Raw genomic sequence first — 22,017 nt, forward strand, 5'->3', positions numbered from 1 at the left:
GGACGGCCCCGCTGGCGGCCGCCGCGATAAACACCGGCGACAGCGGTCAGCTGGACAACGACGATCGCCGCCGCGACGAGATCGACGCGATGGTGGACGTCGCCGCCGCGGCGGCCGCCGAATTCCGCAAGCTCGATCAGGTCCAGGTGGACCGGATCGTCGAGGCGATGGTTCGCGCCGGGCTTCGTGCCGCTGCCGAGCTGGCGGGCTTGGCGATCCAGGAAACCGGGTTCGGCGTCTTCGAGGACAAGGTCGTCAAGAACTATGTGGCGACGGAGTTCCTGCACGACTACCTGCGTGACAAGAAGTCGGTGGGGGTCGTCGAAGAGGACATCGAGAACAACATCGTCCGAGTCGCCGAACCGATCGGCGTGGTGCTCGCGATCACCCCGGTGACCAACCCGACGTCGACGGTTCTGTTCAAAGCGATCGTGGCCGCCAAGACCCGCAATGCCATCGTGTTCCGGCCGTCACCGTATGCGGTGCGGTCCTGCGAGCGCAGCGTCGAGATCATGCGTGAGGCGGCCGAAGCTGCCGGGATGCCAGTGGGTGCGCTGCAGGTCATCCCGGACGCCGCCCACGAGGTGACGCATTATCTGTTCAAACATCCCAAGGTCGACTTCATCTGGGTGACCGGCGGGCCGAAGATCGTGGCGCTGGCGAGTGCGACCGGGAAGCCGGGGCTCTGCGTGGGGCCGGGAAATGCCCCCATCTACACCCACAAGACCGCCGACGTGAAGGGTGCCGTCGTCGACATCCTGATCTCGAAAACCTTTGACTCTTCGGTGATCTGCCCCGCTGAGCAGACCTGCATCATCGACGACGAGGTGTACGACGCGATGATCGCCGAGTTCGAGCGGATGGGTGCGCGGCTGCTCACCGACGACGAGGCCGCCGCGATAACCCAGTTCGCATTCGGCTGTGGCGACAAGATCTCGCTGGACGCACTGGGTCAGAAGGCGCCGGAACTTGCTGCGCGAGCTGGGTTTTCGGTACCGCCAACGGTCAAGGTGTTGCTGGCTCCGTTACCCGCGGACCTCGACGAACTCGCAGCGCACCCGCTGCTGCAGGAGAAGCTAATGCCGGTCCTCGGTGTGGTTCGGGCCCGCGACGTGCAGCACGCAATAGATGTGGCGGTAATGGTGACCGAACACGGCGGCCTGGGCCACACCTCGGCGGTCTACTCCAACGATCAGGCGGTGATCGACGCGTACAGCGCGGCGGTGCGTACCGGGCGGATCCTGGTGAACGCACCGACCGCGGTAGGGGCGCTGGGTGGGGTCTACAACAATCTGACCCCGACCTTCTCGCTGGGATGCGGCACGTGGGGCGGGTCGAGTACGACCGAGAACGTCAACTACCGGCAGCTGCTCAACATCAAGACCGTCGCGAAGCGTCGCACCCCGCCGCAGTGGTTCCGGGTCCCGTCCAACACGTTCTTCAACGCCGGTGCGCTGGAAAATTTGCGCGACCTCGATTGCGACACCGTTGTGGTGGTCACCGATGCCGTGAGCGATGAGCGAGGTGTGGTCGATCTGGTGCGCGGCAAGATGCGCGCCCGCCACATACAGGTGTTCAGCGAAGTGACCCCGGAGCCGAACGAGACGACCATCGGGCGCGGTGTCGAGTTGCTGCAACGGGTGCAACCCGACGTCCTGATCGCCGTGGGCGGCGGTTCGGTGCTCGATGCCGGCAAGGCGATGCGGCTGTTCTACGAGCACCCGGAGAAGTCCCTCGACGAGTTGACCATGCCGTTCCTCGACCCCCGCAAGCGGGTGGCCGACTATCCGACCGACCGGCACCGTCTCCAATTGGTCGCGATACCAACGACTTCGGGAACCGGCTCGGAAGTGTCGCCGGCGGCGGTGCTGACCGTGCGCGGCAAGAAGGAGACGCTGGTCGACTACAGCCTGGTGCCGGAGCTGGCGATCATTGACCCCGAGCTGGCCTCGTCGATGCCGCCGGTGCTGACCGCAGACACCGGTATCGACGCGCTGACGCATGCGCTGGAGGCGGCGGTCTCCATCTTCGCGTCGCCGTACACCGATGCGCTGTGCGCACAGGCGGCGCGCCTGATCTTCGAGTCCCTGCCCAAGGCGTACCGAGACCCCGACGATCTGGTGGCGCGCACCGACATGTCGAATGCGGCCACGCTGGCCGGGCTCGCGTTCTCGAACGCGTTCGTCGGGACCAACCATGCGCTGGCCCATGCCGTCGGCGCCAAGTTCGGCATCGCGCACGGGCGGGCGAACGCGATCTTCCTGCCGCACGTGCTCCGTTACAACTCAGGCCTGCCAAGCAAATTCATGCCTGCTCCCGGCTACTCGGCTTACATCGCCCCAGACAAGTACGCCCAGATCGGCCAGCTCATCTTCGGCGGCCACGAACCTGAAGACAGCCGCGGTCGCTTGTTCCGGGGAGTCGAGGATCTGCTTCGTTCCGTTGAGATGCCACGCTCGCTGCGGGACATGGGCGTCGCCGAAGAGGAGTTCCTGGCGGCGCTGCCGGGGCTGGCGATGACGGCTTTCGAGGATCTCAGCAACCGGACCAACCCGCGGATGCCGCTGGTCACTGAGATTACGGAGTTGCTGCGCTTGGGGTATTACGGCGCAGGGGGGTGAGTGTCGCTGGCGGAGCGGCTTGTGGGAGTTCGCTCTGCCTTGAGGGCACACCTTTAACTGCTGCGGTACCAACGGGTCTCGACCACTGATGATGGGTTGAAACTGATCAGCCCAGACCGGTTGCATTTATCAAAAACAGGAAAGCTAAAATCAGTGGCAAGAAAAAGACGATGCCCGCGCCAATGAATCCGCCGCCGATAGCAGCGAATAACGTCCCAAAGATAGGGAATGCTGCAAAGATCGGATACGTGACGGCGATCAGAGATTGTGCAACCGAGTCGAGCAACGAAAGAACTAAAGGATAAAAGGGCAAAGAAACGATCGCGCTGACGGCAACGCCCCCTAACAAAAGTAACGCAATGTCTGCTACAAGCCAAGAAACGAAAACCGACGCGGCCAATAAAAATAGGCCCCCACCGATGAGTATTACGGCGTTCGAAACCAGACTCGTCCCCAGATCGACCAACTCCTGAAGGCCCGTAGCCGCAGCGGCAACCGGAGCTGCAATTGCCGTCAGGGGCTGAAGCAACGAGGCCACGTTGGCGGCTTCAGCACTCGCATATGCGCCCGCACTGGCAGTCAATCGCCGCACAAAATCCTCATAGGACGCGGCTGCCTCTCCGGCTAGCTTCTGATAGTCGCGGGCATAACCGGAGAACAGGTCCGCAATGCTTGCCGAAATTTCGTCGGCGGCGGCGGGCACCACTGTCACCGTAGGAGGACCTGCCACGATGTGCGCGGAACGCAGGGACGAACCTATTGCCGACAAATCGATTGCCGCGGTTTTCATCACATCCGGCGCTGCGATTACAGCAGACATCTTCACTCCTCCGGTTCGTCCTTCTGGGACCCGACCTCATCGACTCACCGTCAGGAGAAAGGGTCGCGCGAGACCTACGCCTTCGAATAGGGACTTTCGGCTCTAATCGGACACAAGGGATGGGTGTCCGAACTGTCTTGAGTTGGTGCGTTCGTGTGCTGGCCCTCGCAAAACGGCGGCGAAGCGGTTCTGCAGGTTACCGCTTCTTCGATCCGTATTCGACCGACGGTGAACATATAAATGATTCTCAGGGGACTAAAGATAAGGCTAGGACCAGACAAGGGTTTGCAAAGAGCCTCTACGAAGGACCTTCGGCTCTAAACAGCCCCCAACGTCGCTACCTCCCCGAAATCGAGCTTGACCAGCCGGTCCGCGCAGTGGAAGTAGCGATCGTCGTGCGTGATGACGATGACGGTCTTGCCGCGGTTCTTCAGGTCGGTGAGCAATTCGGTGTAAAACACCTCGCGGAACCGTGGCTCCTGGTCGGCGGCCCACTCGTCGAACAGGTAGATCGGCCGGTCCTCCAGCAGTGCGGTCAGCAGCGCCAGTCGTTTGCGTTGACCCTGCGACAGCGCAACGGTCGACAGTCGACCGTCGTGCACCGTCACCTTGTGCGCGATCTGCAACCGGTGCAGGTAGTGGCGAACCTCATCGTCGATCCCGGGCCGGTCGAATCCCAGGTAGTCCTCGAAGAGGTGGTAGTCGGCGAAGACGGCTGAACAGTTCTGCCGGAACCATTCGATGTTGTCGTGGCCGATTTTTTCGCCGTTGAGCACGAGCGATCCGCTCGCCGGTGGGTACAGGCCCGTAATCAGCTTGGCCAGAGTCGATTTCCCACTTCCATTGCCTCCGACGATGAAGGTGATCTGGCCAGGTTCGAAGCTCAGGTCAACGGGACCGAGATGGAACCCCGGCCCGCTGCCTCGCGGATGGGCGTGGGGGACCGGCGGCGGGCCCGCCTTCGGTGGGGGTGCACCCGGACCCTGCGGAACCGACGGGGCCAGCTCCGACCGATACGTGTAGCTGACGTTGCTCAGGTCCAGCCGGGCATAGCCGGCGGCAGGACGCTCGAGGCAGGGCGGTTGTTCCCTGTCCTGGGGGCCCTCCATGGACAAGTTCAGCGTGCGGATCTTGTTCAGCGCCACGTCGCCGCGCAGCAGTTCCGGGATCTGCCTCATCAGGCTTTGCATCGGCCTCGATAGGAACATCGTGACCAGCAGGTAACTGACCATGGCATCCCTCGGCAGCTGCAGTGCCGCGGCGATCACGAAGAGGATGAGACCCATTGTGGCGAGCTGGAAGAGCTGACCGAAGCCCTGCGCCGCCGAGAGCCAGGAGCCGGCCCTGACGTTCTGGGTTCGCAGGGTGCGTGCCGACCCGAGCAGGTGGCGATCCATGAAGTCGTGGCGCCGACGCCGGTGCAGCTTAAGTTCCTTGATGCCGAGTGTCATTGCGGAAAACGACCGCAACAGCGCGTCCTCGTTCTCGCGAGCCTGATGGTAGATGCGCCGCACTTGCCGCAGCACCGTCTCAGCGCTGGCGATGCTGATCAACGTGCCCGCGATGGTCACCGCGAACAGCGGACCCGACACGGCGGCGAGGAATGTCAGAGACCCCAGGATGGTGGTCACGTCGATGCACATGTTGGGGATGGCCGTCACCGCTTGCGACAGCGACCGCACATCCTCGGTCAGGGTTGCGATGAGCCGGTGTAGTCCCATTCGCTCCAGATCCTCCAGCGGGGCCGAGATCACCTTGGCGCTCAGACCTTCCCGCAGTTGGTAGATCGCGTCCTGGGTGAGGCGGATCAGTAGAACCTGGGATAGCACCGCACCGGCCAGCGCCACCGACCCCGTCAGCGCAAAGCGTTGCAGGGTTGCGCCGGAATGGTTTTCCGGCGACAGCACGCTGTTGAGCAGTGTCAGTAGATAGGTGCTGGCCACGCCGCTGATCAGGCCGGCGACAAAGACGGCCACTATGCGGGCCCATGAGATCGAGAACAAGAACTTGACGAGTTGCATTGTTGTGAGCCTTTCGAATTCGCCTTGTGACGTGCCGTGGTGTTGGTGCTCAGGGGCAGCGGCCGATGATGTCGAAGACCATTCCTTCGACGGCGACGCCGGGTGCGAAGGAGAACGCCACACCCGTGGAGATGTCGTCCTTCCCGTCTGCCTGTTGCACCATGAGTTGCAGGACAAAGAGCAGCGAAACGCTGAGCATGTTGCCGAACCGAGCGAGCACATCCCAGCTGGGCGCGGCCTCCTCGACGGCGATGCCCAGCGATCGGGCCGATTCTTCGATGATCTTCGGTCCGCCCGGATGAATCGCCCACAGATCGATGTCCGATTTCTGTAATCCGTTTTCCCGCAATACCTCGGTGATCGCGGGGTTGACGCTGTCATAGATGTAAGTCGGCAGGTTCTCCGACAGGTCGCACGTGATGCCGTTGTCGTTGACACCGAGAACGATGCCATCTTCGGCGTCATCGAGCAGCGCGCTGAAGCTGTCGCGTATCACCACGTTGCCCTGGTTCAGCGGTTGCTGGCACTCGCTGGCACCGATCACCAGGGCTCCGCACCCGTCACCGAAAAGGCTGGAAATGATGACGTCGTTGATGTCGTCGGCGAAAGTGGCGTTGACCGAGCAGAGCTCGATGCACACGACGAGTGCCTTCCTGCTCGGATGGGCACGAACGTAATCCCGTGCTGTGCGTATGCCGTTCATCGCAGCCGCGCATCCCATGAAATTGACCACGACGCGCGAAACCGAGGGGGCAAGGCCCAGTTGTTTGACCACCGCTACATCGACACCGGGAGCGACGAAGCCGGTGCTGGTGACAAACACCAGCATTCCTATCTCCGTGGACGGGTCGTCGACGGACGCCAGGGCCCGCCCGGCCACCTCGACGGCCAAGGGAACTGCCTGGCAGTAAAACAGGTCCATCCGTTGCCGGATCGTTCCCGCCCGGCGCCGCAGCGCATCGAATTCGGGCTCTAGCGGGTCGACCACCATCCGTCGGGTGCGGATCATGGTCTTGCGGTACAGGCGCGAAATCCTCTCGCGCTGTTCGGGATTGTCGAAGAGCGCGGCGACCTGGTCGGCAACCTGTAGCTGATCGACGACATAACCAGGCGTTCCTGTGGCGATGCTCTCGATCACCGCCACCGTGGTCGGAGGGGCGGGGGGCAGCTGGGCAAGAGTGGCCACGTCGCCGCCGCCCTGCCGGCACATGAGTAGCTCGTCGTTGACGTACATATGCGTTCCTTCTTCAAAGTCGTTCGGCGGCAACGATGATCGGTGATCGATCTCCGATGTGTCCGCAACTGTGATTCAGTTACTGGTAGTTTCGGTGCGGGATATTGGCGAAAGCTCTACGGATTCTTGGTGTCTGGCGGTTGTATGCGGCTAGACGGTCCTATACCGAGCCGAGGCCGCCGAAACCGGACGCCGCGTAGGCGACGCTGGCGCGCCAGGCTTGCGGAGAGCAATGTTCGCGGAAGAATCCCCATTGCTTTTCCTCCGCCTGGCGGGAGGGCGACAGGAGATATGTGCGGGCAAGCTTCGGCAGCCGATCGGTGACGAAACTCTTTGCGGGAAGCCACTCGACACCGAACCTCGCCGCCTCTTCGCGCAGCACGTCCTCGCTGGCGATGTTGGCGAACCCGCTGCCCTGATACGGCAGCAGATGGTGCGCGCGGTGTGGACTCAGGCCGGCGGACAGGAAGCAGTCGACGTAGCGGTTGCCGATTACCTTCAGATCGTAGGCCTCAGTGAGTTGGTGTATGCCCCAGTCGTCGGCATCATCGGCCGCGGGCGGGTCGGTGTCTTCTTCGAAGTCATGGCTTGAGACGATCAGGAACGTGCTGATCCACAGGGTCGCCACGAATTGCAAAGCCCAGGAAAAGAAATCACCGGCCACCACGTAGGCCACCAGCTCGCCGATGAGTAGCAGGCGCAGGCCTATCGACCCGGCGAAGTGCGGAATTGCGTTGCGCCAGGTTCCGTAGACCTCTTTGACGCCGATCTTGCGCGTGATTCTGACGACGTCCACGATCCGGATGGGCATGCCGGTGATCAGGTGGCCGAACTTGTGAAACGTGTGGACAGGCACCCGCAGCAGGCGAGGCAACCGCATCATCATCGTGAACACGTTCTTCTTGATGTCGACGTCACTCTGAGTGTGGGGGTGGTGAAGCAGCGTGTGTCCGTCTGCCGTCACCAATCCCAGCGCCACGTAGTTGATGTCGAAGGCACTCGCGAAGACCCTGGCGAGTCCTTTTTGCCTGCGGTGCACGGCGTAGTGTCCGAAGCCGGCCAGGGAGCACCGCAACAGCACCATTGCGATCACGAAGAGCGGCAACGGTATCCAGCCTGGTTCGGTCAGTCGCAGGCCTTGTACCGCGACGTATGCGACGGCCAGACCCGCGACCACCGCGTTGAACAGCCTGTCCATCTTGACGATTCGCGCAGCTAGCCGAGGTTCCCGCAGTCGCGCCTTCACCCGGTGCAGCAGGTCGTCCTTGTCGTCAAATCGGTACTTCGGGGTGTCCCGCCAGCTGTTGAAGTCTTCCTTGAACAGGAATTCCGGTGCGTTGCACTTGGGGTGAACGTCCCGGGGGCGGGCGTCACGGTCCAGCGCGTACCGCTCGAGGAGTCTTTCGATCCCCTCCGGATTCTTGTGGTACGCCTGGATGATCGAGGTGATATCGCGGTTCTTCGTGCGGCCGATGAAGAAAGCTCCGCCCGGATGTTTGGCGATCCAGTCGGACAAGTCGTAGGCGCGTCCCTTGTAGACCCACACATCGGGCGGCCCACCGGCCGGAGGGCCGGGCGGAGGTCGATGCGAATCGGCCTCGGGGTGGTCCGGTCCTGGCCCCGGGTCGGTAGGACGACGGGAGTCTTGCTCCCGGGGGGCTGGTAGCTCGATGGTCATTTCGTTCCTTTGGCGTGCCTGCGTTGGCGGTGGTCGATTCGCTGCGCGATCCGTACCGCCGTGAGTTGGGCCAGCTTGGGACGACAGCCTTGGCGGATTCGCAAGAAATGCTTGGCGTCATGCGGGCAGCCGCATCGATCACTCGTCAAGGGCAATGCCGGGCGCCGACTGTGGCGGATATCCCGTGTGGCGTCGCGATCAGTTTTGCCTTCCGGGGCAGTCTGAACTGCATGGGCAAACTCATCTATGGCTTCAACGTGTCGTTGGACGGATACATCGCCGACGCGCAGGGCAACATCGACTGGTCCGAACCGAGCGAAGAACTGCACCAATCCTGGAATGACTTCGAGCGGGAGACGGCCCTGGCGTTCTACGGCCGGCGGCTCTACGAACTGATGTCCGCGTACTGGCCGACCGCCGATCAGGCCCCGGACGCCACCCCGATCATCATCGACTTCGCCCGCATCTGGCGCGACATGCCCAAGGTCGTGTTCTCCCGCACTCTGCAGTCCGTCGACTGGAACTCCCGCTTGGAACGCGGCGACCCCGTCGAGGTGGTGAGGAGGCTGAAAGCCGAGACCGAGGGCCATCTGGAGGTGGCGGGCGCGACGCTGGCCGCACCGATCGTGCAGGCCGGACTGGTAGACGAATTCCGAATCGTCGTCGCGCCCACCGCAGTGGGCGGCGGCACCCCGTTCTTCCCGAACCTGCCATCATGGATCTCGTTGCGGCTGTTAGAGAACCGCACTTTCCCGGGCGGCACGGTCCTGCTGCGGTACGAAGCGAAACGGGACTGATCGGAAGGGAGTGTAGGGGCGGGCAACAGTTACCGCGCCGTAAGGCCCCAGGAGTCGTCGCGTCGGCCTCGCGCGCCTACAGGCTTTGCAATGTCGTGAACGAGATCCAGATGCCGGCGACGATGAGCACCGATACGAACAACAGAAACGGCACCATGTCCTCCCAATCGCTCTTTCCATCGCCAAGAGCCAGGGATGACGTCGCGGAATCGGCCGGATCGTAGCGAACCTCGACCTCGGTTCCCACGGCGTAGCGCTTCAGCAACTTCGCGCAATCCGACTTGGAGTTACCGCTAGGCCTGAATCCGCCCCAGTGCTTGACCCCTTCTACCTCGTAGCGATATGTGGCGTCCAGGTGGTAACTGGCATTGCCTTCAGAGTCCGTGAACTTGACGATTTCGGAGCGCGTCACAAAAGCCGGCACGGTTGGCCACGTGCGGGCACCTTGGCTCAGGCGAATCCGTCGAATGAACCAGATCAGAGCCGAAACACCAGCCGCGACGAATACCGCGCCGACGATGAGATACGGCCAGTCGTGCATCGCGAACCTCCGAGACCCCGAGGCGAACAATAGTCCGTCCGGCGGTGGCCGGCGGTGTGAATCTGAGGCACGGTGAGATCTGGGCGCAGACTCGATGCCGTGATGACAGCCTCGAATGAAGGAGGTCCGGCGCAACGCTTCTCGATGATGTCGGTAGGAAAGACTTCCAGCGCCGCCGGGCGCACGCCCGCACGATTGACCCTTCGAAGAGGCTGATCGAGGATGGGTCATCGTGCGACGGCTCGCTATCGCCCTGATTGCCGTGGCTTGCAGCGCGGCCTGCAGTGCGCCAGCGGGTGGTCCTGCAGCGCCGAGTGCGACAACCGCCACCCCAGCCTCTGGTGCGAACGCGACCGACTCCACTCCCGCATCCCCGACCAACGGGGTGCCCCCGGTTTCCCCAGAGGCGCGCGCGGTGGGTTTCGTCGACGTCCGGACGGCCGTTCCCAATGCGATCATCGATCTCCGCTACGCCACGTCAAACAATTTCGTGCACGCGCCCTTGTATCCCGCCGATGCCCGGTGCTTGGTGCACGAATCCATGGTGCCGGGTCTGGCTGCGGCGGCAGGGGCTCTGCACCAGGGAGAAGCGTTGGTCTTCTGGGACTGCTACCGGCCGCACGACGTGCAGGTCCGGATGTTCCAGGCGGTGCCCGATCCCAGTTGGGTGGCCCGTCCGGGCCAGTATTCGCGCAGCCACGAGGCGGGGCGCTCGGTTGACCTAACGATCGCGAACACCCAAGAACAGTGCCCACCAGGAAATCGCGCGGGCAGTCTGTGCCTGACCGACATGGGCACGGACTTCGACGAATTCTCCTCTCGCGCAAATGCATTCGCAACCCAGGGGGTCAGTGAAACCGAGCAGGCCAACCGCGCTCGGCTGCGCGACGCCATGGGCACCGGTGGGCTGACCCCATACTCAGGCGAGTGGTGGCACTTCGACGGTCCCGACGCGAACGTCGAGCGCTCGATCATCAACGTTCCCGTGAACTGAGCCGGTTAGCGGATCGCCGAACGGCGCATGGTCGCGTAGATCGTGAAGGTCCGGTGCTGTGACGCCGCGTAGTACGTGGACATGTAGGAAAGCGTGCCGTCGGTGCGCGGGGTGAGAGTGACCTCCGCCGGCACGCAGCTGCCGCGTGTGATCCGTTCGGAGACCAACCGCGTCCCGTTGTCTCCGACGCCATGCTGGGTCCATGTGCCGGCGCAGCCGAGTTGGGGATAGCTGACGGTGCCGGTGAGCTGTGCACCGTCAACGATGTCGGCGGTCACGTCGAAGCCGTATTGGTCGCCGGAGACGGGTCCAGACCAGGTGCCGCTCAGCGACATCGTCGCCTCGGTCGGCTCGGTGGAGGATGACGTGGGAGGGGTGGTGACAGGAGGGTTGGAGGCGGGCGACGTTGGACCGGAGCTCGGCGTTGATGCCTCCACGCCGGAGTGTTCGCTGGCGCCGTTACGCCCTGCGATGACGGCGGTGGTCACAATCACGGCGGCCAGCACCGCGGCAGCCCCGAGGCCGATCGCAGCCTTGCCGCGCGTCGAAAACCCGCGGCGTCGAGCACCTGCCGGCGGTGGCGGACCTTCCGGAGGCTGCACCGGCAGGCTCGGGCGGCTCGGCGCGCTTGGGCTGCCCAATTGAGTGGGAGCGGCGGCCCACACCGTATCCACGTGCCCGGCGTCGCCGACAGCAGGCGGGTGCTGCAACTCGGTGTTCAACGCGACATGCGGCGCGGCCATGGTCGGCGCAGCGGGGGACGGGATTGGCCGCGGCACTGGGGTGGTGATGGCGTCTTTGGCGGCGCTCGCCAAGTCCAGTGTGGAGGCGTAGCGCTGGCCGGGGTCTTTGGCCATGCCGGTGGCGATCACCTGATCGAGCTGTGGTGGCAGGCCCGCGTGCATCATCGATGGCTGCGGCGGCGGCATGGTCAGATGAGCGGTGATCTGTTGCTCGATACTTTTACCGGGAAAGGGCGGCAGCCCGGTCAGGCACTCATACAGCACGCAGGTCAACGCGTAGATGTCGCCGCGGGGATCGTTCTGGCCGGTGCTGATGCGCTCGGGGGCCATGTAGGCCCAGGTGCCGATCACCGTGCCGGCTTTGGTCAGCGAGGTCTCGCCAACGGCGCGGGCGATGCCGAAGTCGATCAGGTAGGCGAAGTCGTGCTCGGCGATAAGGATGTTCGACGGCTTGACGTCGCGGTGCACCAACCCGATCCGGTGCGCCGCGTGCAGCGCCGCGGCGATCTGGTCGATGATCGCTAGTGCCCGTCCCGGCGGCAGCGGGCCGTCCGCCAGCATGCTGTGCAGGTCGCGGCCCCTGATCAGCCGCATCGTCACATACAGGCGTCCCTCGATTTGCCCGAAGTCATAGATCGGCACCACATGAGGCTCGTCGAGCCCCGCTGCGGCGTGAGCCTCCCGGCGAAACCGCTCCTGATAGACATCGTCGTTGGCGAATTCTTCCGGTAGCACCTTGAGCGCCACCGTCCGATCCATCACGGTGTCATAAGCTCGCCACACCGCGCCCATGCCGCCGCGGCCCAGCAACTCGATCAACCGGTAGCGTCCGAATGGCGTGCCCTCAGCCAGGGACCCCGGCGGTGTCTGCGCAGTTTCCATCCGCTCGCCCCTTTCGACCGAGTTCCTTTGGTGTAGCCGGACGCCGGTGAGCGCCGCAATGGACGTCGGGATCGCCTGTCCCGTATTGCCCGGGCCTGTAATTCTGTCGCGGCATGGCGGATGGGTGTAGGGCCGATTGTCCCTGGCTGCGGTGGTCTTTTGGTGCGAGCCGGTTCGGCGCGGTGACGACCCTCGCACCACATAAACAAGCGGTATGTCTAGGGATGGCTGGCCAACGACGAACATCGGAAATCGTGCGCGCGAACTTCTGGCTCAAGGTTGCCTCATCGTGTGCCGAACACCCGTCACTCGGGCATGCTGCTGGGGTGCTGTTGCTCAGCCGGATAACCGGACAAAGCGTGCTGAGTCCCGACGGGGGTGTGGTCGGTCGCCTCGCCGACCTGACTGTCGAACTGGACGAGCAGCCCGGGCGGTGCCTGGTCAAGCGACTCCTCGTGCAGCGCCACCGGGCGCCGGACCTCCTGTCGCCGTGGGCCGCGGTCGAGAGTTTCCGGCACACGGGGTTGGTGCTCGCACACGGCACCGATGATCCGGCCGCATTCGCGATCACCTCGATCACCGAAACGCTGGGAGACGACGAAATCCTGCTGGGGCGCGACGTGCTCGACACCCAGGTCGTCGACGTGGTGGGCCAGCGACTGGCCCGGGTCGCCGAGGTGGTGCTCGCCCGCACCAGCCAGAACCGGCTCGAGCTCGTCGGCGTCGAGGTCGGATTTGGCGGGGTGCTGCGGCGGCTCGGCCTACGCCGACTGGCGGCGCGCGCCGGGGAGGACGCCCTCGCATGGACCGATCTGCACCTGACCTCGGAGCGCGGTCATGCCGTGCAGCTCGCAACCCCACGATCGGCGGTACACCACCTCGATGCGCGAGGACTCGCTGCACTGGTGAGCCGGCTCGACACCGAGTCGGCCACCGAGATTCTTGCCGTCCGGGGCCCCCGCGTCGCCGCCGAGGTCATCCGCGCCAGCCACCCGGACGTGGGGGAGCGGGTGCTGCGGGCGATGCCCCACGAGGATGCCGCCGAAACCGTAGCCGCCATGCCCGCCGACCATGCGACCCGATGGCGGGACCGCCTCGCAGGGACGCCCACGCTCCTCGACAGACCCCTCCTCCGCTCGCAAGTTTGGCCTCGCCGGCGTCACGCCCCAGCCGGCGGTAGGGGAGCCGAGAGGCCGAAGCCTTGAGGAGGCCGGCCCGCAAACGGCTCGCGCTCGGCGGACTGCTGGCGGTGGTCGGTCCGGGGTTGCTGGCGGGCCTCTCCGACGACGACCCGGCCGGCATCACGACCTACTCGGTCCTCGGCACGAAGCACGGCTACCAGCTGTTGTGGGTGCTCGTGCTCTCCACCGTCGCCCTAGTGATCTTCCACGGCCTGGCAGCACGCATGGGTGTGGTCACCGGACAGGGCCTCATCGGCCTCGTGCGCCAGCGGTACGGCGTGCGGTTGGGCGGTGCCGTGCTCGCCGCCCTCGTGATCGCCAACGTCGGCACGACCTGTGCTGAGTTCGCCGGGATCGCCGCCGGCTCCGAACTGTTCGGCGTCAGCCGCTACGCGAGCGTCCCCGCAGCGGCGGTGGTCGTCTCCCTGCTGGTGCTGCGTGGCAGCTTCCACCGCGTCGAGCACGTCCTGCTACTGCTGTCGACGATCTTCCTGGCCTACGTCGGGTCCGGAGTGCTGGCCCATCCGGACTGGGGGGCCGCACTCCACGGCATGCTGGTTCCGAGCATGCCCGCCAATGGCGAAGCCGTCGCCATCGTCACCGCCACCCTCGGCACCACGCTCGCCCCGTGGGGACTTTCTTTCATGCAGTCCTACGCGGTCGACAAGAAGCTTCGGACCGAGGACCTCCCTCTGGTGCGGCTCGACGTGGTGACGGGGGCCGTGCTCACCGGGGTCATCGGGTTCTTCGTCGTGGTGGCGTGTGCGGCGACGCTCTACCGCGACGGCCGCTCCATCCAGGACGCTGCCGACACCGCAGTGGCTCTCGAACCCCTCGCCGGCCCCGCCGCCTCGACACTGTTCGCGGTGGGATTGATCGGGGCGGCGTTGCTGGCTGCCTCCATACTGCCGCTGTCGACGGCCTATTCGGTGTGCGAGTACGCCGGCATCGAAGCAGCCGTCGACGATTCTTATCGCGAGGCCAAGACCTTCTACTTGACGTTCGGAATTGTCACGCTCATCAGCGCGCTCGCCGTGCTCATCCCGAATGCCCCGCTCGTGACGATCCTGGTGGCCACCCAGGTGCTCAATGCCGTGCTACTGGTGCCGCTGCTGTTCGCGATGATCGGCATCGGGCGTGACCGCGACCTGATGGGACCGTTCACCATTGGCTCTGCCGGCGCGATCGCCTACGGTCTCACGACCGCCATGGTGGTGCTTTGCGTTGCTGCGCTGGCGGTCACATCCCTCACCGGATGAGGGGTGGGGCAGGGCACGCCAATTGGGCGACGACACCGAAATGATCGCTGGGCCAGACACCGCGGCGCGGTGCGTTGCACACAACGGCCGCGTCGAGCACCTTGCCCGCGCCGTCAGCGGTGCGCGCGCCTACGAAGATGTAGTCGATGCGCTGATCCGGTGTCGGATCCTGCGCCGTGTACGGGTTGGTGTTGTTCCAGGTGAAGCCAAGCTCACCAGGATGGGCCTCCTGGAAGGCGTCGAACAGCAGGCCGCTGATGTGTCGCACCTCGGTAGATTCCGGGCGGGCGTTGAAGTCGCCACAGACAATCGGGGGGAAATCGCCAGAGCCCGTCCCGACGAAATCGGCGAGCTGACGGACCTGTGCCTCGCGCACCCAGCCCGCGTCGAACTGGTAGGACAAGTGGGTTGAGGTGACCGACACCAGACGGTTGCGAACGCGCACATCGACCGTCAGCGCGCCGCGAGGCTCGATATTCGACCCCGCCAGGGTCAGCTGGAGCGACCGCGAGTCGACGATCGGCCAGCGGCTCAGGACCGCGTTGCCGAAATCGCTGCGGTCGGGGCGGACGTACGCGGCGGCGAACACCGCGTCCATCCCGGTCTGCTCGGCCAGCCACGTCGCCTCACACAATTCCGGTGACCGCGTCGCCTCCTGCAACGCGACCACATCAGGGCGAATCTCGGTGAACCAGTCGACGAGCGCGTGCTTGCGCTCCTCCCAGAGGTGGTCGCCCCAAATGTTCAACGTCAGCACCGTCAGCACACCGTCCTGAGCGCGTGACGTCACGTCCCGATCGTATGTGGCACGACCTCGACGCAGGGACGTTCGCGGCCTGACAAGGATCAGCGCCTGGTGGGGCATGGTCCCCGTAGCGATGATCTTTGGCAGCGGCCGCTACAGATACGTTGGGAATATGAGTGCTGCCGGCATCGTCCTCGTAGCACTCGCGATCGCCGTCGGAATCATCGGCATCGTGGTGCCGCTGTTACCGGGCACGCTGCTGGTGTTCGGCGCGATCATGGTGTGGGCCATCGTCGAGAACACCGTCACCGCGTGGGTGACGCTCGGCGTGGTGGCCGCGCTGCTCGGTGTCGCGACATTGATCAAATACACCTGGCCCATGAAGCGGATGCGGGCCGCCGACGTGCGCACGCTGAGTCTGGCGGCGGGCGCCGTTGCGGGCATCATTGGTTTCTTCGTAATCCCGGTGATCGGCCTGCTGGTCGGCTTCGTGCTGGGTGTCTACCTGGCCGAGCTGGCCACCCGCGGAGACCAGCGGCTGGCATGGACCTCGACGAAGCACGCCGTGAAAGGTGTCGCGTTGTCGATGGGTGTCGAGTTGGCTGCCGCGCTGCTCGCCACGGTCGCGTGGGCGTCCGGGGTGTACCTGACCCAGTAGGTGCCGCGCTGAGAGGGTTCTATCCCGAATGGTTTCCCGCGACTTCGTGCATTCCTTAGCCACCCTAGGTACGAAAGCCTATGTTGCAAGCCAAGATTCAGTGTGCTGTTGCCGAGTCGTTGATCGTCCGTGAGAGGTGCCAGTCTCTCATCCCACCAGCGGCCACCCGGATTGCCGACGGAGCCGGTCGCTATTGCCGCGGCCGATGATGACGGCGACGTACGTGGGCAGTGCCGCGCCGCGCATTATGCGGCTGACGAATCTGCTCGATTGGCGGCACGCATTTGCGGGTTCCCAGGTTTCGATATTGTTGATGGCGCGATATTTCTGAAAAGGTCGGGCAAAGCAGACAGCTTCGGCGCGAGCGCCCGACGGACCGTCGGTCAAGCGGCGGTCAAGACGCCGTACTCTGCGAACTTATCGAACCCGCGTATTCAGCTTGGGAAGCTGCCTTGGTATATATGAGCGCCTTTTCTGTGCCGATAAATGCCAACGAATGCACATTGAAAGCCGCTGTCCAGCACATTTTTACGCACTTGCTCGCACTCATGGGTACTTAGTTGGCATTGCTGGAGATCTCCAGCAAAGCGACAAAAGCGACAAGCGCAGCTGACTGAGCCCTAGTGAGGCCGACGGAGGCAGGGTAAGCCCGGACTGACGCCGACCGGGGGCTCAATTGCCGACCAACGCGCAGAAAGTACCGAGAAGGCAATTTTAAACGTTTTCGAACATGTATAGAACGCCGAATCCTCTCGTGGAGCAATTGATTCCGATAGTATCCGTGAAATTATTGGAAATACGGCCATGGTTGCGAAGGATTGATCAATGACCAACCCGGATACTCAGTGCGGCGTCAATTTTGTCGGAGACGAGCGCAATCGCTTCGATCGTTTTTGATCATCAGTAGGAGTATGATCTCAGGACAAGAAAGTTTGCCAAAATGTACGGCAATAATAAGATAAAGGACGCATTATAAATCGTTGATGTAAAGAGAGAGGCTAATTGTCCAAGAATTGGAAATGTCGTGAACATGGAATACGCCACTTCGGTTAAAGAGTTGATTGCTACACTTAACCAAGTGGCAAGCCCTGTCGAGTTAATCAACGTTGACGTCGCGTTAATCACAATTGGCGCTAAAAATAGCGCCGCGAGATCGAGTGAAAGCCAAGCCAAGAAAACTGAAACCACAGCTCCGCCAATTAAGATAACAGCCCCAGTGGATAGTGCAGAGATGACCGTATCGATCAGCACGTTCTGGGCGACTGCGGCAGCTGCGGCAACTGGTGCCGCAATCGTTGTCAAAGGTTGCAGCAACGACGCGACGTTGGCGGCCTCAGCACTGGCATACGAGACCGCGCTGCCGGTGAGCTGCTGCACGAACTGCTCATAAGACACCGCCACTTGCCCGGCCAGTTTCTGATAGTCCTCGGCGTAACCGGAGAACAGGTTTGCAATACGTGCCGAGACCTCATCGGCGGCAGCGGGCAGCACGGAAAGAGTTGGGGCCGCCGCTACCATCTGGGCGGCGCTAAGCCTCGATCCAATAGCGGACAAATCCGTTGCTGCCGCCTCCATCATTCCCGGCGACGCGATCACTGCGGACATCTTTGCCCTCCCAACTTGTCCTCATCGACTCATCGGTAGGACGAAAATTCTCGCGGGAACATGTCTCACTCACTAGGGACTTTCGGCTCTAAGCCCCTACCGGAACTGCGGCCGCGGACCTACCGGAACCGCGTCCCAGAAACGTCAACCAGCAACCGGACCTCAAACGTCAAGCATCAACCGGAACCGCCCACGCCGGTTCGGGGCGAGTCGAGGCAACGGGTGACATCGGGGAGCGGGCGAACACCGTTCGAACGGTATACGTGGTGCTCAACGCGGAGCCGATGACGGGAATCGAACCCGCGTATTCAGCTTGGGAAGCTGATGTTCTGCCATTGAACTACATCGGCGCTGTTGCCCAGAAAGGCTAGCATCGGGCGATGCCGAATGGTGTGCGGGTCGAACAATCCCGAACCGTCCCCGTGACGCCTGAACAGGCCTTCCGCGGAGTCATCCAGATGGACGTCCCCGCCATGTTCCGCCGACGGTATGGACCGATCCCGCCGATCCTGGCCGTCAGCGGTCCAGACACCACAGACTGGCGCGGAACGCCCGGCCAGACCCGGGTGCTGGAACTCGGCCCATGGGGCAGCGTCAGGGAGACCGTCGTCAGTGTCGACGAACCACACGCCTGGATCTACCGGATCACCGACTTCAAGGGGCCACTTGCCGCCCTCCTGACCACGATCGACGGCGAATTCCTCTTCGCTCCGGCCGGTACCGGTACCCGAATCACGTGGCGCTACAACATGTTTCCGCGGTCACGTGTGGCCGCGTCAGCATTGCCGGCCTTCGGCTGGTTCTGGCGGGGTTACGCGCGGCAGATGCTCGAGGAACTGGCGAACTGGTTGGTCGGCTGACGGGGTCAATCGCCGCAAACTACAAGCGTGTAATTCGCGAAGTCGTTAAGTCGGTGAATTAATGCAAATCCTAAAAATGTGATGTTTACCCTTTCGTTATCATCCGTGACCTCGTATTGTGACCTCCCGTGGGCAGGCACGAGTTAGCTAGAAAGCCGCGGAAATCGCCCGCAGCGCTGGCTGTGGGCCTCGCCTCCGCTGCCGTGTACTTCGCGGTGGCGGGCGACGTGAGTTCGCACGGTGCCGCCCGAGCCGAAGCCAAGCCGCTGATCCCCGCCAACGAGTCATGCTGCATCGAGCTCGCCGCGGCCACGGCCTCCACCATCGACACCTCCCACTTGAGATTCAGCATCGACGAAATGGCCCCGGCGGAGCGGTCGCGAGCCGACCGCTCGCGCGCCAACGCGGGATCGCGCGTCCTGCCCGTCGGCGTCGCCCCGGAAGCCGGACTGCAGGTCAGGACCATCCTGGTCGAGCGCAGCATCAGCGCACTGTTCCCCGAGATCCATCAGATCGGCGGCGTGCGACCGGACGCGCTGCGGTGGCACCCCGAAGGCCTGGCGCTTGACGTGATGATCCCCAACCCGAGTTCCGACGAGGGGATCGAGCTGGGGAACGCGATCGTCACTTTCGTCCTACAGAACGCCGATCGTTTCGGTATCCAGGACGCCATCTGGCGCGGTACCTACTACACACCCGGCGGCGGTGCTCAGTCCGGCGGCTACGGCCACTACGACCACGTCCACGTCACCACCACCGGCGGCGGCTACCCGACCGGGGATGAAATCTACGTCCGCTAACCCGGGCAACCACTGGCAGCTACGCTCGTCGAGTGCTGCTCTCCGACCGTGACCTCAGGGCCGAGATCGCCGCTGGCCGACTGGGGCTCGACCCCTTCGACGACGACCTCGTTCAGCCGTCCAGCATCGACGTCCGGCTCGACTCGTTGTTCCGGGTCTTCAACAACACCCGCTACACGCACATCGACCCGGCGCACCAGCAGGACGAGCTGACCAGCCTCGTGCAACCCGCCGAGGGCGAGCCGTTTGTCCTGCACCCCGGCGAGTTCGTGCTCGGCTCGACTCTGGAACTCTGCACGCTGCCTGACGACCTGGCGGGCCGGTTGGAAGGCAAGTCGTCGCTGGGCCGCCTGGGTTTGCTGACGCACTCCACCGCGGGCTTCATCGATCCGGGCTTCAGCGGCCACATCACCCTCGAACTGTCCAATGTGGCCAACCTGCCGATCACGTTGTGGCCGGGGATGAAAATCGGCCAGTTGTGCATCCTTCGCCTGACCAGCCCGTCCGAGCATCCTTACGGCAGTTCGCAAGTAGGCTCGAAGTACCAGGGTCAGCGGGGCCCGACACCTTCGCGGTCGTACCTGAACTTCATACGCTCCACCTAGCCTGCGCATAGCCTCTGGGGCCACAATGGAATTCGACGGCTTCGTGCCGTGTTGCCCTCCATAGACCGGTAAACCTTGGGAGGGGTTTTGGACGTCGTACTCGGGGTTTCGATGGCGCCTTCGGCAGTGCGCATGGCGTTGGTCGAAGGTGAGGACGCCGACGGCGTCATCGTCGAAGAAGACAGCTTCCGGATGGCCCGCGACACGGCCGCCACGTGCGCGTCCGACCGGGTGATGGCGGCGATCCTGGGCACCCGGGAAGGTGCCGGTGACGCAGGTCTCAGGTTGTCCTCCGTCGGTGTTAGCTGGACCGATCAGACTCAGGCGGCAGCCCTGCGCGACGCCCTGGCCGCCCACAAAGTCGAGAACGTGATGCTGGTTTCGGCGTTTCTGGCGGCGGTTGCGATGGGGCAGTCTGTCGGCGCCGCAGTCGGCTACGAGCGCACGGGCGTCCTGTTCGTCGAACCGGACAGCGCCACCCTGGCCGTGGTGGACACCCGCGACGGTTCGCTGTGCGACGTGCGACGCCAATTTCTGGCCGAGGACGACGACGCCGCGGTCGCCGAACTGGCGCAGCTGGTATCGACCGCCGAGACCATGCGCGCCCGTCCGGACGGCATCTACGTGGTGGGTTCGGGCGTCGACGTGCCCATGATCAAGCCGGCTCTGGACGCGGCGACGACGCTGAGGATCAGCGTGCCGGAGGAACCCGACATGGCGCTGGCCCGCGGCGCGGCGCTGGCTTCGGGAAGCTCGCCGTTGTTCGCGGCCACCACCGCAGCTTTGGCCTACGCGCAGCTCGGCGATGAGCTCCCCGAGGCACCCGGGTTCGACGACGGCGACCTCCCCGAGGAGGAGTCGGCCAAGCGCCGGCCCGCGTTGCTGCTCGGTAGTGGCCTGGCGGTGGTCGCGTGCGCGGCCGTCATCGCTCTGGAGGTGGCGCTGGCCATCAACATTCGTCCGACGGTCGCTCTGCAGCCGAAGCCGAACGAGAACCAATTCGTCGCACCCATGCAGCCCGAGGCCGTGCAAACCGAGGTGGCCGCGCCCCAGCACAAGATCGACCTGCCGGCAGCGCCGCCACGCGTCGAGACACCGCAGGTCCCCAAGGTGGCGCCAGCGGCACCGATCGAGCAGGCTCAGGCGGCACCTGTAATCCCGGCGCCGGCGGCACCGGTGATACCCGCTCCGGCGCTGCCTGCTCCCGAGCTGCCCGCGCCTCGGTTACCGGACCCCGTTCTCGTTCCGCCGGTGATCCCGATCCTGGTGCCGCCCATCCAGGTGCCACGTCAGCAGCCGCAACTGCCTGCTCCGCGCGCGCCGATTCCGGCGTCGCCGCCGCGCATCCAGAATCCAATCCCGCAGGCGCCCGTCATCCAGGTCCCGAAGGCGCCGGTTCCCCAGATCCCGCAGGCGCCCGTCATCCAGGTCCCGAAGGCGCCGGTTCCCCAGATCCCGCAGGCACCGGTGCCCAACCCGGGCCGGGGTCCTTTCGGTGGTGGTGGCGGGGGTAATCCCGGCAACCAGGGCCCGTTCGGCGGTGGGCGCGGTCCGTTCGGAGGTGGCGGCCCCGGCAGTCAAGGTCCCTTCGGGGGCGGCGGTGGCCCCGGTAGCCAGGGTCCGTTCGGTGGCGGCGGTCCCGGCGGACGCGGTCCGTTCGGTGGTGGTGGCCCCGGAGGTCAGGGTCCCTTCGGTGGCGGCGGATCCGGTGGGCACGGTCCGTTCGGTGGCGGCGGCCCGGGTGGCGGTGGCTCAGGTGGCGGTCACGGTGGCTTCGGCGGCGGCGGAGGCGGCTTCGGCGGTGGCGGAGGCGGCTTCGGTGGCGGACACGGCGGTGGCGGCGGCGGGCACCGTTAGCCGGCCTCTGACCCTGTGAGTTTGCCTACAAAGCAAACTCAAATGGGTACGAAAGCGGTGCGCGGGTACCGTTATATAGCACGGGTTGGGGAATCCGCACAGTCAACTTTGGGGGA

18 protein-coding genes and 1 tRNA gene are annotated in these 22,017 nt (G+C 64.3%); 10 read left to right on the forward strand and 9 right to left on the reverse strand.

Features of this window, described 5'->3' with window-relative positions:
* The first annotated feature begins 26 nt into the window (after window positions 1-26).
* The gene (gene adhE / locus C0J29_RS03355; protein WP_277950734.1) at window positions 27-2,621 is read left to right on the forward strand and encodes a bifunctional acetaldehyde-CoA/alcohol dehydrogenase; all 2,595 of its coding nucleotides are present in this window, start codon (window positions 27-29) and stop codon (window positions 2,619-2,621) included.
* Window positions 2,622-2,727: 106 nt separating this feature from the next.
* Here the strand turns inward: adhE and C0J29_RS03360 are convergent, their stop codons facing one another.
* From C0J29_RS03360 to C0J29_RS03375, 4 genes are all read right to left on the reverse strand, one after another.
* Window positions 2,728-3,441 carry a PE family protein gene (locus C0J29_RS03360; protein ID WP_133449451.1) on the reverse strand — a complete coding sequence of 238 codons (714 nt, stop codon included), beginning with the start codon at window positions 3,439-3,441 and terminating at the stop codon, window positions 2,728-2,730.
* 317 nt (window positions 3,442-3,758) lie between these two features.
* Window positions 3,759-5,462: an ATP-binding cassette domain-containing protein gene (locus C0J29_RS03365; protein WP_120791521.1), complete on the reverse strand. Its 1,704-nt coding sequence runs from the start codon at window positions 5,460-5,462 to the stop codon at window positions 3,759-3,761.
* 49 nt (window positions 5,463-5,511) lie between these two features.
* Window positions 5,512-6,696 carry a type III polyketide synthase gene (locus tag C0J29_RS03370; protein WP_120791522.1) on the reverse strand — a complete coding sequence of 395 codons (1,185 nt, stop codon included), beginning with the start codon at window positions 6,694-6,696 and terminating at the stop codon, window positions 5,512-5,514.
* 160 nt (window positions 6,697-6,856) lie between these two features.
* Complete coding sequence (locus C0J29_RS03375) at window positions 6,857-8,242, reverse strand: fatty acid desaturase (RefSeq protein WP_371872479.1); 1,386 nt, start codon at window positions 8,240-8,242, stop codon at window positions 6,857-6,859.
* Window positions 8,243-8,604: 362 nt separating this feature from the next.
* Here C0J29_RS03375 and C0J29_RS03380 point away from each other — a divergent pair, with 362 nt between their 5' ends.
* Window positions 8,605-9,171: a dihydrofolate reductase family protein gene (locus C0J29_RS03380; protein WP_120794524.1), complete on the forward strand. Its 567-nt coding sequence runs from the start codon at window positions 8,605-8,607 to the stop codon at window positions 9,169-9,171.
* Window positions 9,172-9,247: 76 nt separating this feature from the next.
* Here the strand turns inward: C0J29_RS03380 and C0J29_RS03385 are convergent, their stop codons facing one another.
* Complete coding sequence (locus C0J29_RS03385; protein WP_162951381.1) at window positions 9,248-9,712, reverse strand: DUF3592 domain-containing protein; 465 nt, start codon at window positions 9,710-9,712, stop codon at window positions 9,248-9,250.
* A 247-nt stretch (window positions 9,713-9,959) separates the two neighbouring features.
* Here C0J29_RS03385 and C0J29_RS03390 point away from each other — a divergent pair, with 247 nt between their 5' ends.
* Window positions 9,960-10,706 (forward strand): M15 family metallopeptidase, encoded by a 747-nt coding sequence (locus C0J29_RS03390; protein WP_242460609.1) that lies wholly within the window; start codon window positions 9,960-9,962, stop codon window positions 10,704-10,706.
* Between the two features lie 5 nt (window positions 10,707-10,711).
* Here the strand turns inward: C0J29_RS03390 and C0J29_RS03395 are convergent, their stop codons facing one another.
* Window positions 10,712-12,331: a serine/threonine-protein kinase gene (locus C0J29_RS03395; RefSeq protein ID WP_120791526.1), complete on the reverse strand. Its 1,620-nt coding sequence runs from the start codon at window positions 12,329-12,331 to the stop codon at window positions 10,712-10,714.
* 254 nt (window positions 12,332-12,585) lie between these two features.
* Here C0J29_RS03395 and C0J29_RS03400 point away from each other — a divergent pair, with 254 nt between their 5' ends.
* Both C0J29_RS03400 and C0J29_RS03405 read left to right on the forward strand, forming a co-directional pair.
* Entirely contained in the window at window positions 12,586-13,536 is a 951-nt protein-coding gene (locus C0J29_RS03400) for a magnesium transporter MgtE N-terminal domain-containing protein (protein ID WP_242460346.1), read from the forward strand.
* Window positions 13,533-14,771 (forward strand): NRAMP family divalent metal transporter, encoded by a 1,239-nt coding sequence (locus C0J29_RS03405; RefSeq protein ID WP_120791528.1) that lies wholly within the window; start codon window positions 13,533-13,535, stop codon window positions 14,769-14,771. Before C0J29_RS03400 ends, C0J29_RS03405 begins: the two co-directional genes overlap by 4 nt.
* Here C0J29_RS03405 and C0J29_RS03410 read toward each other — a convergent pair.
* Window positions 14,761-15,561, reverse strand: coding sequence for an endonuclease/exonuclease/phosphatase family protein (locus C0J29_RS03410; RefSeq protein WP_162951382.1), 801 nt, complete (start codon window positions 15,559-15,561; stop codon window positions 14,761-14,763). The genes C0J29_RS03405 and C0J29_RS03410 overlap by 11 nt on opposite strands.
* Before the next feature lie 127 nt (window positions 15,562-15,688).
* Here C0J29_RS03410 and C0J29_RS03415 point away from each other — a divergent pair, with 127 nt between their 5' ends.
* Entirely contained in the window at window positions 15,689-16,174 is a 486-nt protein-coding gene (locus tag C0J29_RS03415; protein WP_120791530.1) for a DUF456 domain-containing protein, read from the forward strand.
* A gap of 900 nt (window positions 16,175-17,074) precedes the next feature.
* Here C0J29_RS03415 and C0J29_RS03420 read toward each other — a convergent pair.
* Together C0J29_RS03420 and C0J29_RS03425 are read right to left on the reverse strand one after the other, a co-directional pair.
* Entirely contained in the window at window positions 17,075-17,779 is a 705-nt protein-coding gene (locus C0J29_RS03420; RefSeq protein WP_120791531.1) for a PE family protein, read from the reverse strand.
* Between the two features lie 279 nt (window positions 17,780-18,058).
* Window positions 18,059-18,129 (reverse strand) — tRNA-Gly (locus C0J29_RS03425).
* A gap of 30 nt (window positions 18,130-18,159) precedes the next feature.
* Between C0J29_RS03425 and C0J29_RS03430 the strand changes: the two genes are divergently transcribed.
* The 4 genes from C0J29_RS03430 (at window position 18,160) to C0J29_RS33285 (ending at window position 21,901) form a co-directional block, all read left to right on the forward strand.
* The gene (locus tag C0J29_RS03430; RefSeq protein WP_120791532.1) at window positions 18,160-18,639 is read left to right on the forward strand and encodes an SRPBCC family protein; all 480 of its coding nucleotides are present in this window, start codon (window positions 18,160-18,162) and stop codon (window positions 18,637-18,639) included.
* Window positions 18,640-18,767: 128 nt separating this feature from the next.
* Complete coding sequence (locus tag C0J29_RS03435; RefSeq protein WP_065162519.1) at window positions 18,768-19,439, forward strand: VldE C-terminal domain-containing protein; 672 nt, start codon at window positions 18,768-18,770, stop codon at window positions 19,437-19,439.
* Between the two features lie 32 nt (window positions 19,440-19,471).
* On the forward strand, window positions 19,472-20,044 hold the full coding sequence (gene dcd / locus C0J29_RS03440) for a dCTP deaminase (RefSeq protein WP_120791533.1): 573 nt from the start codon (window positions 19,472-19,474) through the stop codon (window positions 20,042-20,044).
* Between the two features lie 87 nt (window positions 20,045-20,131).
* Complete coding sequence (locus C0J29_RS33285) at window positions 20,132-21,901, forward strand: DUF7159 family protein (protein ID WP_425272105.1); 1,770 nt, start codon at window positions 20,132-20,134, stop codon at window positions 21,899-21,901.
* Window positions 21,902-22,017 lie beyond the last annotated feature (116 nt).

This window comes from Mycobacterium paragordonae (genome assembly GCF_003614435.1).
GTDB classification, from domain to species: Bacteria; Actinomycetota; Actinomycetes; order Mycobacteriales; family Mycobacteriaceae; genus Mycobacterium; species Mycobacterium paragordonae.